The following is a 12,867-nucleotide window of genomic DNA, read 5'->3' as shown; positions in this document are numbered from 1 at the left end:
CGCTATGTTTAACTTAAAAACGTATCACTTCTCTGCTTTGATCATCCGCTCCGCCTCTTGAAAGACGAATAGCATCTCCCGCGCGATCTGCGCGCAACGTTCGTCGTAGGTGGCGATTTCTTCGGCTGTGTCATCGGAGACCTTGGGATCCTCGTAGGGAATCGCCAAGCGCGCGACCGACCCGGCGACTTGGGGGCAGCTTTCGTCCGCTTGGGAACAGGTCATCACCGCGCAAAATCCCTCGGTGGGATTAGGGGCCATATTGTAAACTTTGGAAAAGCACACGCTCGGCTTGATGCCGGTTGCAAATTCAATTTGATAATGCGGGTTCTTTGCATTCGCCGGAGATTTTTCCCGCTCCACCTTAAAGCCCGCCCGCTCAAAAGCGCGCACCGTGCGGGGATTGAGCGCGGTCGCCGCCGTTCCGCCAGAAAATGTTTCCACACCCTCGATGTTAAACCGCGCGGCGGCAACACTTGCCCACATTTGGGCCAGGTGACTACGACGCGAATTGTGTGTGCAAATAAATGTCAGTTTAATTGCTTCCTTCGCGCGGCGGCGCTGACTAATATGCTCGGCTAATGCCGTTAACTGCTTTTTACGCTCAGCGTCAATTTCATCAAACTCGGTCAAGCGTTCCGTGACATATTCGGCCAATGGGGGATGCAAGCGCGGCGGCTCGGCGGAAAACACCGTAACGACAATCAATCCCAGGGCGGCGGCAAACAAGAATTTAACTATAAATTGACCTGACATGAACAATCCCTCCTTTGGAAACAAAACCGGCGAAGGGAATTTCCCTTCGCCGGTCGAGCTTGGTAATATGCGCGCCAACAATTTAGAGCGTAAAGCCCGAGCGATATTCGCGCTTGACAATGTGTTGCACTTCCGGGGCGTTGACCGCCTTCAGGTTCTTGGCGTCCCATTCGATCTTCTTGCCGGGGCCGCCAGGTTCGTTGGCCGCCCAAACGGCCAGATTTCCTAGCAAAATTGTCTCGGTCAGCTTGCCCGCGTAGTCGGGGAAGTTTGATTTGGCCGGTTGGCCCCCCTTGATCGCGTTGATCCATTCATCGTAATGGCCGGGGGACTTTTCAAATTCGACTTTGGGCATGTCAATGCCGTGCAGGACAATATTTTCGCAGTAGTCGCCGGTCCCGTGCAACTTGGCCTTGGAACCCACGATGACACAACCGCTCTTATCCGGTCCGTCATAGACTTCTTTTGGTGGCAGCTTGCCGCCGTCGTACCAGACCACCTTAACCGCGCCCCGCTTGTCGGTCTTGGGAAATTCAAAGTCGATGACCGACCACTTTGGATAGCTGTCGCGGTTGTGGCCGCTGGTGGTGGCTACAATGGTTGTCGGATCAACCAGATTTACCGCCCAATAAGGCATGTTAAACGTGTGGCACGCCATATCTCCCAGGGCGCCCGTGCCAAAGTCCCACCAGCCGCGCCAGGCAAACGGATGATAGCCGTCGCCAAAGGGACGTTCCGGCGCGGGACCAAGAAACAGATCCCAATTGATCCCCTTGGGTGGTTCCTTGGCGGGGGGGCGTTTTCCACCTTGGGGCCAAATCGGCCGATTGGTCCAAACATGCACTTCCTTGATATCGCCCAAGGCGCCGCTTTGCACGATCGCCACCGCCTCGCGCAGTTTATCGTTGGCGGTCCCTTGGTTCCCCATTTGGGTGGCCACTTTCTTGTCGCGGGCAATTTCCGCCAAGACGCGCGCTTCATGAATGTCATGCGTCAGCGGCTTTTGGCAAAAGCAGTGCTTGCCCATGCGCATGGCCATCGCCGCGGCCACGGCGTGGGTATGATCGGGCGTGCTGACCGTCACGGCGTCCAAATCCTTACCCACTTCGTCCAGCATTTTGCGAAAATCAACGTACCGCTTGGCACCTTCAAATTTGGTGTCGCCGGCGGTTCCCAGGCGGCCTTCATCAATGTCGCAAATGGCCACGACCTTGCCAAAACGCTTGGCATCGCCAGAGTCGGATTCTCCCTTGCCCCCGATTCCCACGCAACCAAAGCGAATTTCTTCATTCGCCGCCCGGCTGACCGCGGGGCTAAGGCTGCTAAAAAACCCCACACCCACGACAGCCGCGCTCGTGGTTTGGATAAATTGACGACGATTCGTACCTCGGACCATAACAGACGCTCCTCACAGCGGAAACGGAGTGATAAAAAAGGTGGGCACGCACAAGCAGATCCCCCTACGGACAATTGAAATCATAGACGTTTTGGAGATGGCTCGCAATCAATTCTGGCAGTGCTTCATTAAATACCTAGAAGACTTCCTAAAGGTCTCGGCCAGCGAAGTCTATAAATACAGTGGAAATAGCCGTGTAAAATGACGCAAATGCATACGCACCAAGCATTTGCGGCCAATAATCACCACCCACAATTCACCACTTCAAAAAAGCTGCGGATATGTTGGTATCGTAATTATTGGGATTCATAGAGCCTGCAAAAACAGCCTAAAATAATTTTATCCAGATGACGTTTGCAGCCGAACTCCGTTCATTTTAAAAATTCAACCTCCCCCAGCAAACTCATCCCCGTTTGCCTAAATTGGTCACTCCCACAATTCACAAGCGAATGCAAGCTGGCTTCGCTTAGTTTGGAATGATCGTCATTAGAAAGTTATTGGCCGCTTGTCCGTGTTGAACTGTGGTCTTTGAACCTAACTTTGTTAGGTGCTTTCACTCTCGATCCATTTATCGTCTAACTGTTAATTCGAAAATTCACACGACCTGATCTGCCCGTGACACGCAATACGCAATCGTCTCCTCCACAACAGGATCTGCTCCACAAGACTATTCCACTGAGCAAAAATTTTAATGACTTGAAGTTCTTGATTAACACCTTGCGGTTTAATTAGAGCGTTCAAGCGGTTTTGCAAAACCATTTGAACTACCGTCTTGATAAGTATCGTAGCCGCACTAAAGGAACCATGAAATCAATTTGATGTATTGACTCTCTTTGAATCCCGCCGCGCTAACAATAATCTGACATATTTCTGGTTGTTGTCTCATCAAAGAAAAGCAAACTGTTGATATACTCCCCCCGTGTTTTGTCTTTCTCTTTTCTCCGGGGAGTAGCTAATGAAGACGCTTTCGCTTCGTACTTGTGTTGTATTTGCCGCTGCGGCATTCTTTGCCACGCCTGTTTTTGCGCAATTCAGCAATTTCACACCACTTCCGACTTCCGCTGGCCCCACGGCTAACGAAGCCACGCCGATCACGTTTGGCAATCCTGGCTTTACCCAGGTTTCCATTGCGGATCGCGCCACTCAGATTGCCGCCAATAAGCCGAATTCCGGCGCTTGGGACATGATCACGCTCAACGAAACTGGTCGCGATGCCGGCCGGTATCTATTGACTGTCTTTGAAACCAGCAGTTCCGGCGTACAGCGTCAGGACCTATTGACCGGCGTTACGGAAACAATTTGGCAAAGTCCCGGTGTCGCGCCAGCGTTGGATAGTCACGTGGCGTTTGACGCCTCTTACTGGACTCCCTGGGGCACATACATTACCGCGGAAGAATCGTGGAGCACGGCCGCGAACGGTTCCAACAGCCCCTATGGCCGATTGTTTGAATTTAAAAATCCGATCTCGGCACCGGGAATTCTTAATCCCGTGACCCCCGCCAGCAATGCCGGGGCCGATTTTACGCATAAAAACGTAATTCCCCGCACATCGCACGAAGGGATTCAGTTTGATGCCGCTGGCAATATGTACTTTATCGACGAGTTGAACGGGGGGAACGTTTATCGTTATACCACCGCCGCCAACTATGCCGATGTCCTCGCCGGCACGGCCGACTATTTTTTAGCCGGCACAACTTCCGTCTTGCGCGTGGGTGATGGGAATACCCCCAATGCCACCGGTTCATTTAGTTGGGTCCCCTTTACGGATGCCACGGGCGCGGCCTTGGCTGGCGCTCTGACGATCACAGATCTAAACGGTGTCATGTCAGTTGATGCCCGTAATACTACCAATTTGGCCCCATTTAAGGGGACCGATTATCAACGTCCTGAAGACCTACAGATTCAGGTGCGGGCCGATGGTGATGAAATCATCTACATGACCACCACTACAACCAATGAAATCTACGCCATCAATATTACCGATGCTATGATTTCGGTATTTGCCAACACATCTACCAACGATTTGGCGACCAATTTGGCGGTGGGGGGTGGTAATAGCGGTTTGGCCAGTCCAGACAATCTGGCGATCGACAGCTTGGGGAACATCTACATTATCGAAGACCGCAATGGCGGCGTCGATAATGATATTTGGTTTGCTAATGATCTTAACAAGGACGGCGATCTGCTCGACGCTGGCGAAGGGATTGGCCGTTGGGCATCGAACGGCACACCTGGTTCGGAATTTACCGGCCTGTACTTTGATCCGTTCAACCCGGATCGGGCTTGGGTGAACATTCAACATCCCACAAGCGGGGTTGACCGGACGATCGAGATCGCCGTCCCAGAACCAAGCACTTTTATCCTAGCGGCAATTGGAGCAGCCGGACTCGGGTTGCTCGGGTTGCGTCGCCGGTTGGTCAAGTAACTATGCAAAGTACGACACGTACTTTTGAGAAATTGTAATTTGATTGAGAGGGACAGGTTGTTCATCGCATCAACCTGTCCCGTTTCTTTCGATCTTTTCTTCACAGCTAAAATTGCTGTGAGTTCTTTTATCCATATTTTTCCTATTTTTGAATAACCCATCATGTCAACAATTCGGTATACGTTGGTCCTGTCACTGTTCTTTGCCTTTAATTTGCAGCTGCTGGCTGATAATTATCAAGAGAGCACTGATGGTGATCTCTCTGGAAATCTTATGGTGCCGACTCTTTTCGAGTTGGATGTTGGTCAAAATCGAATTTCCGCCACTTCAGCTAGTGGTGATTTAGAGTATTTTCGAGTGGTCGTACCTGCAAATTCTCTACTTAGCGTCATCAACCATGACATTTATCAAAGTAACAATGCGCGGGCGTTTCTGGGCATGCAATTCGGTCCAACATTCACGGTGTTGCCAAACGCGGCACTCCCAGCCGATTTAGCGGGTTATACCCATTTTGGTTTTGATACGATTTCATCCAATTTGATGTTGGATATGAGTACATCCTTTGGCTCTCAGGGGTTTAGCGTACCACTAGGACCTGGGGATTACACTTTTTGGGCCCAACAATTAGAATCCCAACCCACGTTTTACCAATTTACTTTTGAGGTACAACAAATCCCCGAGCCAGCATTCGGGGTATGGGTAGCTTTATGCGTTATCGGTATGATTGGCAGATTGAGCCTAAGCTTACTACGGGGCCAAGCGTAGGGGCGGTGCATGCATTGGTTTGCCATCATCTATCCACCGTTAGACGGAGTTAGCCCCGCCATCATTGCAAGTCAGGTAATTCATAAGCCGCCAGGGCGTTTTCCGACATCAGGGGGACCAGCAGTAATTGTGCCCCTTCGACCATGCCCAAATCCGCGGGGGAGGGCAAACCAGACAAAATCACCCGGGCCGTTCCATCAGCCCCGACGTGGAAAACATTGCCCCCCAGATAGTCGCTGGCATAATAGCCGCCGCTGCCGTCGTTCTCTAATCCGTCCAAATTTCCCAGGCCATCCGGCGTTAAAATCTGCCGGGCTTTACTTTTTAAGTCAAAACTGAGCAACTGGCCCGGCTGCTTGGTGGTAAAGTTCGCCGAATCCAGGCCCTCCCCCCAACTGGCCACGATCAATTCGGAATCATGCACCAACAGGCCATTGGGATGGGGGACTTCCTTGCCACTGACCCAGACCGCGGGTGTGTCGCCGGCAATTCGGTAGATGGTGTTATCCAACAGGTCCGAGACATACACCGTCCCGGCATCATCAATCGCCACATCGTTGAGAAATTTGGCATTTTTTATAATAATGGTGCCGGTGATCCTGGCGGTTTTTAGGTCAATCACCTGCACGCGGTCCAAATCCGTGACATACAATTTGCCCGCGTGGGTGCGGATTCCCTTGGGGGCGTTCATTCCCTCCACCCAGCGCTCGGCGATCATTTTGCCGTCCAAGCCTAATTTAGCGATATAGCCCTTGCCATCTTTTTCTCCCGGCGAGCCGTCGATATTACTCACATAGATCGCCTGGGTCCCCGCGTCAAAATAGGCGCTTTCGGGGGCGGCCAGACCGGTCGTGAGCTTCCACCGGGGACGGGGCTGGTTGGCCGCGGGGGCCGCGGGTTCTTCAGCGGCAGCGGATTGGTCCGCGGGAGGGGCCGTTTTTGCCGCCGGGGTGGCCGCCTCTTCGGCTACAACCACACCGGTCCGGCACAAAGTTGCCAGGCAAAGGGTGGCGATGCAGAGAGGGGCCATGTATCGAGGGGCCAGGCACAGCAAGTTTCCCCAAACTTTTCTGAAAATTGTGCACAATAACACATACCGTAAAGACAACGTCCAAAGGGGGTATTTGCTCATAAAAATTCCAGGGGCTATTAATTTACAAAACGGATAGTGCCAATATACCAATATTCTGGCGACTTGACGCGGATATTTTGCCGAACCTGACGGGGCTTGCCGTGTCCCACCCAGGGGAGATTTTCTAAGCTAGCCCAGATTGCCTGGAGGTTTGTTGACTAAAAAAATCGCCTTAAAAAGCAGGGGGTTTTTTTGTCCCCCGCACGGGGCAGTGCCAACGGGGCAACCTGCTTGCTCTAATCTCTGGCTGACGCGGGGGTAAAAAGCAATTCCCAGCGCGGAAAAATTGAGGTATACTGGAGGTGGATTTGCCGAAACTGCGAAAAGAGCGGCAAATCCCAATCCGGAGAGGTGGCTGAGTGGTCGATAGCGCGGCTTTGCTAAAGCCGTGTCCGGGAAACTGGACCGCAGGTTCGAATCCTGTCCTCTCCGCTGAAAAAAACCCTGGCTACCCAGGGTTTTTTGCGTTTTTGGGCAATATCTATGTCTACTTGCAGTTCCCGTGCCTCTCAGTGCCAGGGGCTGCATAATGCCTGATCCGCCGCGAATCGCGGAGCTGATTGAGGAGTTTTGGCTTTAGCTGGGGTGTTGACGGTTCAATACCGACAATCGTCGTTTGCATTATCAGGTGGGTTGAGTGGAGGATGGTATATTGCTGGATATTACAGGCTGGCTGCTAGGGGACTAATGAACTTAACCGGTTTTGCTAAAGGATGATGCACTGTTTGACAGGCCTATATCAAGACTGTACTATACGGGAAAATCGCTGTGTAGCTGTCCTGGATATTACGAATATCCCAGCGAAAAGACTGTATAATCTAATGACCGGCGGCTATGTCACACGTCCTCTATGCTTACATCGCCAAGCCGACAGCAGCGCGGGTTTGCAGTTTCTTTCGCTCGTTGCAGGAGCGTGGCGTTTCCATTTCGCATCTCGGCAAGAGCGACCCGCCTCGTAAGTTCAGCGGCAGTGTTGAGGATGCTGTCAGCATGGTGTTCAGTGGCACAGACCTCACTGATTCCACATTTTCCCGTGACGAAGCGCAGAGGCTCGGATTGGATTTCGAAATTCACCATGACCCGCGTTGGACACATTCGACGGTGTCGGCGTCATGTCCCGACACAGCCGTGCTTGGTGTTGTCGCGCAGAGCGCCGCAACAGCGTTCGACTTGTTCATTGCAATTCGCGGGGTTTCCGGCGAAGGCAAGGGGCAACCTTGGGAGGTTGTTCACGTCACAGAGAGGTGTCCTTATGAGTTACGTTCCAAATTCGTCGCCGCCTAACCATGCGCTGCAGGGAACCCGGCAATCGCGTCGCGGTAGCAATCGTGGCGTCTCGTGGGCCGGGTCGCTGAGCTTGGGTTGTTAGCATTCATGAGAATAACGCTTAGCGTCAACGAAGCACTGGATCAAAAACAAAAGCTGGCTGGACTCTACGTCAGCATCACGGGGCTTCTCCACTTCGAGTTTGAAGATGTCGCCATTTATCACAGCCCCGCATCCCAGCTAAGAACGGACTACGACTCTTCTATCTGGCTTGAAGTTGGCCAAGGTAATCTGCGGTTCAATCCATCGGCGTACGAGGCAATGCACGGCAAATTGGTTGTCGCAAAAGGTACCTTGCTTTTGCCTGACCCACATATCGGTGGTTGTGGGCATATGAGCCTTTGGCCTGCTTTACTTGTAATTCGAACTTTAGAGCGCGCGTGCTAACATTTTTTCGTCAACGGGACGCCATGAAATGCTGGAACAAGGAGAACAGAATGTCTGACACCATCATTCAAGAGATTCGTAATACCCGGGATGAAGCCGCCCGTCGCTTCAACTATGATTTGCACGCCATGTGCAATGAGTTGCGTCGCGAGCAAGAATTAAGCGGCGCTCGAATTGTTTCCTTCTCTGCCAAGCAAAGTCAACCCGCATTCGCCGAACAAGGCGATGAACCGGAATTGCCGTGTGCGGTTTTACACCCGGAAAGTTAGTAGGCGGCAACACGGGTAACGCAGTCATAAGGCAGCTACCGCATAAGTGAGAGACGATGGGTTCGTGGTGTAAAGTGAAATGCGACTCCCCTGACAGGGAGCCTCTTCCTGGGTGTCAATACCACGGGGATGATTCATACCGTTACCACTTTCGTAGTGTAAGAAAAAGGAAAGAGTGGGAAGAGAACTTTCGAGATATGTTTAAGTGCGGCCACCGTGAAGGCCTGCTTGTCCAATTTTGGCCCGGGGACCTGCTAGAGATCGGCTTGGCGCTTAAGGCCACATACCAGGAGCGGGCTGGGTATTTCGAGTTATTCATGAGAATCTCAATTAGGAGATAGTACAAAGATGGATATCTGGCGCTTTCCCCGGACGAAGCCTCCTTTTGGCGGCTAGAGATCGAACAGCTGCAAAATTACCTCTCCGACGAGGAGCATATGGGGTGGCACGTGAAGAAAGCGTTCGAGAGAGAATTGGCATGGGGGTATCCATTCCTCGACGGAGATATTCACGAGACGTTGAAGAATGGGCTTGTCTTATGCGATGCAAGTGCAAAGACGGGCAACCCGATTGAATTCTTCACGTGAGGGGTAGCGAGGATCGCGATGCTTTTGCGAACCGGTCACAATTTGTGACCGGTTTAGGGCCTGCCCCCTACCGGCGCGGGGGATTGTCAAAGTCGCGGCTGTACTTGCTGTTAAGAAAGTCGCGGACCTCCACCCGTTCCTTTTCAATCGCTTGCCAGATCGCCTCGCGGTCGCGGGCCCCTTGTTCCACCGCTTGCCGCTGGGCGGCGCGGACATCCAAGACATTGCTGTTCACTTCCCACGGGGCGGGGTGGTAGCCCCAGGCGGTCCAGACGCCCCCTGGTTCCCAGGTGGTGACATTCAGATTGACGCGAATCTTATCCTCTAGGGCCTGCAAATCGACCGGCACGCCGCGCAGTGAATTGGCCAAGGCGGTAAAGCGATCCGCCGTGTTGGCCCCAAACTGCAACAGCCGCGTATCGACGCCAATGGTCGACATCTCGCGAATCCGTCGGGCGTAGTTATCATGCCAGGTCGCGGTGCGGTCGTATCCGGCGTTGCGGCGGTTCAAACTGCGCAAATCCCGGATCAACCGCCGCATCTCGGTGTAGTAGGCCTGCGTGGCGGCCACGTCCACCGTCCGCTGGGTGCCGGTGGTGTTATTGGCCATGGTCGCCGACTGCTGTTCGGGCAGGGGGGCGGTAATCAGCGTCAACAACAACCGCAGGGACGAATCCGACAACCCCATTCGCAAACTCACGGTTTTGTCGCTGACTGTGACTTCCGCTTGTTCCAGTTCCGGCAGGCCCAATCCGGCGTCGCCGGCGGCTTCGATCAACAACTCGCGCAGGATGGCGGCATCGGGGGGAAGCTCGGTAAAAAAGTTAAGCTGAAAATCAGCCGTGATTTGGTCGTCAACTTGGATCGCCATGCGCGCTCCTTGCAATTGAGTCAAGAGTCGCAAGAGGGGGGCCTGCTTCTCGGGGGTTTTGGCCAGCGTGGGGCTAGCGGCTAAAAACTGCTGCAGGTGCAGGGGATCAAAAAAGTCCTGCAGGTCATACGCCAGCACAATCGGTGCCGTCGTATTGGCAGCGGTAATTTGCAAATAAGGAGACAGCGGATGCCGGTCGCCAATAAATTCTCCCCGTACCCAACGGGCAAAATCCTGCCGCAACGGGGGGGACATCATGCCGATCACGCCGGGGCGGACCTCCGCCGCATAACCGCGGCGATTGCGGGCAACCGTTTGATCGCCAATTTTTTCCACGTTGGCGTCGGCCATTTTGATCATCGTCTCGAGGGTGAGATTTTCAGGCCGGGGAGTCAGGCTGACGGTCCAGTTGCCTTGCAGGCTTTGGCTGGAAATATGCGACGCCCGGACCAGCAAATTCACCCAGGGAGGGATCCGCAGCGCGCCGTCTAGCAAGTCGTGATTATCAGCGGTGCGCCATTTTTCCGCCTGCCCGCGAGGGCTATTCACCAGGTCCTGTACGCGAATCACCATGACCGCGTTGGCTGTTTCGGGCACAAATTTTAACAGGTCGGCCACTGCGGGCGTTCCCTGCGCGTACCCTATCGTTGGGGCCAAGGTGCCAAGAACGAACGCGACACTCAACAAAAGCTGCCACAATGCGCGGATCATAATATTGGTGCGTATGCAAAAGAAAATGAAAGAAAAACCGATACCGTTACCCCCAAGACAAGGCTGGCAAACGCCTGGTCTGGCTCTTGGCTCAGTCTAATTGATCGCCCGTAAAAAGTCACGATCCAGGGGACGCTCCCGTGACGGATAACGTGAACGGGTAACTATCCCTGGCGAGGAAAAGTCCCTACAATCGGGGCAAATTGACAGTTTGCGAAAAGATTTTTGGCCTTTTTCCCGGTTACTTTCGCACGACCACCCGCCGCAACGCTTCCTTTCTGACGGCCTGATTAGCACGCTTTGATCCCACATTGATGACACCTTCCCCCGATCTTCCCACCCCCGCCCAAACACCCCAACAGCGCGACAGGGTTGCCGCTATCCAGCTTGCCGAGGAGCCTTCCGCCGGGGGTGCGCCACTTCATTCGAAGCAGGACTCGTCAGCCTCCCCCATCTCCCATCCTCCGTTTTCGCAGGCCGTGCGGCTATGGTTCAAGCTGGGTCTGATTAGCTTTGGCGGGCCAGCGGGGCAAATCGCGACTATGCACAAACTGCTGGTTGACGATAATCGCTGGTTTAGCGAGCGGCAATTTATGCAGGGGCTGAACTACTGCATGTTATTACCCGGTCCCGAGGCGCAACAACTGGCGACCTACCTGGGCTGGAGATTGCACGGAGCCAAGGGAGGGATTGCCGCTGGTGCACTGTTTGTGCTGCCGTCAATGCTGGTCCTATGGGGCTTGAGTTGGCTATTCATGGCGGGAGGGAACTTGCCCTGGTTGGCCGCCATCTTTCAGGCACTCGCCGCCGCCGCGCTAGCGGTCGTAGCGCAGGCGATTCTACGCATTGGCCGCAAATCGCTGAAAAGCGCGGCGCTCTTGCTCATCGCGGTTCTATCGTTTGTGCTGATCCACTTTGGCAATGTCTCTTTTTTATGGATTATCCTCGGTGCGGCGCTTTTGGGTTATGCGGGAAATTTATGGCTCCCTAGACAATTTCCAGCGGGGGGAGGACATGGCCCGGGTCACGGCGCAAAACAAGCACAGACACTTGTATTACCACCCGCCCCTCCCGCTTCTTGGCAACGTACATTTTTGATCTTGGCTGTCGGGCTGACGTTATGGTGGGGTCCAGTTTTTGCGTTGGCGGGAATTTTTGGCTGGAGTAGTTTGCCCGCACAGCAAGGATTGTTCTTTAGTCAGGCGGCGCTGGTGACGTTTGGCGGGGCGTATGCCGTCCTGCCCTATGTCGCCCAGCAGGCGGTGGATAATTATGGGTGGCTGACACCGGACCAAATGCTGGCCGGCTTGGCCCTGGCGGAAACCACCCCCGGCCCCCTGATCATGGTCTTGCAGTTTGTGGGGTTTGTCGGCGGCTGGCGGCAACCGGGGGAATTAAGTCCGTTGGCGATGGGGACAATCTGCGGGCTGATCACCACTTGGGTGACGTTTTTACCCAGTTTTATCATGATATTTTTGGGCGCGCCGCATTTAGAGCAACTCGACCAAAAACCCCGGCTCAATGCGGCCCTGACCGCCATCACCGCGGCCGTCGTGGGCGTGATACTGAATCTGGCGGTTAAGTTTGGCCAAGGGACGTTGTTGCCAGAAGGAGAATTCGCCTGGGGAGAGGCATTGTTAACGGTGGGAGCGTTTTTGGCATTGCAATCGGGCCGGGTCGGCCTGATCGCCGTGATCCTGGGTTGCGGAGCACTGGGCTGGGCGGGCTGGCTCATCTGGGGGTGAGGGTGGGCGGTATTAGAGTGTTTGTGATACAGAATTTGTTACAATAGGTTATGCCCGATCGATGGGACTTTACCTGTTAATCAGTCGTTTTACATAAGGTGTTGGCCTAGTATACTGATCGTATGTTCTAATTTGCTGATTGTCGTTATTATCGTCCCTGCATTTACATGAGATGGAGTTGATCATGGCCAAGTGGATGTTCTGGGCATTTGCAGTGGTGACACTATCAACAGGTTGCTTTGTTTTTCTGAAAGAGAATCATGCCAATGATCCCAAAACCGCGTTACTAAAATTGCGACAGGAAAAGCTGGAAGCCGCTAAAAAATGGTTTCTTGCTGAATCTCTGCAGTATGGGGGTGTACTGGTTCAGCGTAAACAGAACAAAGTCGGGTTGTGGTTTATGGGGAGTGGGGCTAGGTCAACGTCTGTTAACGTGGCCACGGTTTGGATTTTTCGCATCGAGTTAAAGTGAGCGGGGAGGGCGCCAGCGCGCCGCT

Annotated in this window: 11 protein-coding genes and 1 tRNA gene; 8 read left to right on the top strand and 4 right to left on the bottom strand. The window is 53.5% G+C overall.

The window, feature by feature from the left end; genetic code table 11:
* Positions 1 to 24: 24 nt before the first annotated feature.
* Both SFX18_16160 and SFX18_16155 read right to left on the bottom strand, forming a co-directional pair.
* Complete coding sequence (locus SFX18_16160; protein ID MDX1964684.1) at positions 25 to 756, bottom strand: protein-tyrosine-phosphatase; 732 nt, start codon at positions 754 to 756, stop codon at positions 25 to 27.
* A gap of 82 nt (positions 757 to 838) precedes the next feature.
* Positions 839 to 2,152, bottom strand: a complete 1,314-nt coding sequence (locus SFX18_16155; GenBank protein MDX1964683.1) for a Gfo/Idh/MocA family oxidoreductase — start codon at positions 2,150 to 2,152, stop codon at positions 839 to 841.
* Positions 2,153 to 3,107: 955 nt separating this feature from the next.
* Here SFX18_16155 and SFX18_16150 point away from each other — a divergent pair.
* Positions 3,108 to 4,577 carry a DUF839 domain-containing protein gene (locus SFX18_16150; protein MDX1964682.1) on the top strand — a complete coding sequence of 490 codons (1,470 nt, stop codon included), beginning with the start codon at positions 3,108 to 3,110 and terminating at the stop codon, positions 4,575 to 4,577.
* 162 nt (positions 4,578 to 4,739) lie between these two features.
* Positions 4,740 to 5,342, top strand: a complete 603-nt coding sequence (locus SFX18_16145; protein MDX1964681.1) for a hypothetical protein — start codon at positions 4,740 to 4,742, stop codon at positions 5,340 to 5,342.
* A 61-nt stretch (positions 5,343 to 5,403) separates the two neighbouring features.
* On the opposite strand, the gene SFX18_16140 is transcribed toward SFX18_16145, so the two are convergent.
* Entirely contained in the window at positions 5,404 to 6,372 is a 969-nt protein-coding gene (locus SFX18_16140; GenBank protein MDX1964680.1) for a hypothetical protein, read from the bottom strand.
* Positions 6,373 to 6,819: 447 nt separating this feature from the next.
* Between SFX18_16140 and SFX18_16135 the strand changes: the two genes are divergently transcribed.
* The 4 genes from SFX18_16135 to SFX18_16120 all read left to right on the top strand — a co-directional run bounded on the left by SFX18_16135 (position 6,820) and on the right by SFX18_16120 (position 8,456).
* A tRNA-Ser gene (locus SFX18_16135) sits at positions 6,820 to 6,906 on the top strand.
* Positions 6,907 to 7,308: 402 nt separating this feature from the next.
* Positions 7,309 to 7,758, top strand: coding sequence for a hypothetical protein (locus SFX18_16130; GenBank protein ID MDX1964679.1), 450 nt, complete (start codon positions 7,309 to 7,311; stop codon positions 7,756 to 7,758).
* Positions 7,759 to 7,848: 90 nt separating this feature from the next.
* Positions 7,849 to 8,187 (top strand): hypothetical protein, encoded by a 339-nt coding sequence (locus SFX18_16125; protein ID MDX1964678.1) that lies wholly within the window; start codon positions 7,849 to 7,851, stop codon positions 8,185 to 8,187.
* 50 nt (positions 8,188 to 8,237) lie between these two features.
* Positions 8,238 to 8,456 carry a hypothetical protein gene (locus SFX18_16120; GenBank protein ID MDX1964677.1) on the top strand — a complete coding sequence of 73 codons (219 nt, stop codon included), beginning with the start codon at positions 8,238 to 8,240 and terminating at the stop codon, positions 8,454 to 8,456.
* A gap of 654 nt (positions 8,457 to 9,110) precedes the next feature.
* Here the strand turns inward: SFX18_16120 and SFX18_16115 are convergent.
* Positions 9,111 to 10,625 carry a hypothetical protein gene (locus SFX18_16115; protein ID MDX1964676.1) on the bottom strand — a complete coding sequence of 505 codons (1,515 nt, stop codon included), beginning with the start codon at positions 10,623 to 10,625 and terminating at the stop codon, positions 9,111 to 9,113.
* Between the two features lie 314 nt (positions 10,626 to 10,939).
* On the opposite strand from SFX18_16115, the gene chrA reads away from it, so the two are divergent.
* Both chrA and SFX18_16105 read left to right on the top strand, forming a co-directional pair.
* Positions 10,940 to 12,370, top strand: coding sequence for a chromate efflux transporter (chrA, locus tag SFX18_16110; protein ID MDX1964675.1), 1,431 nt, complete (start codon positions 10,940 to 10,942; stop codon positions 12,368 to 12,370).
* A 184-nt stretch (positions 12,371 to 12,554) separates the two neighbouring features.
* Positions 12,555 to 12,842, top strand: a complete 288-nt coding sequence (locus SFX18_16105; protein ID MDX1964674.1) for a hypothetical protein — start codon at positions 12,555 to 12,557, stop codon at positions 12,840 to 12,842.
* The last annotated feature ends 25 nt before the right edge of the window (positions 12,843 to 12,867 follow it).

Source organism: Pirellulales bacterium, from assembly GCA_033762255.1.
In the GTDB taxonomy this organism is placed as follows: Bacteria; Planctomycetota; Planctomycetia; order Pirellulales; family JALHPA01; genus JANRLT01.
This window is presented reverse-complemented; position numbering and strand designations above follow the sequence as displayed.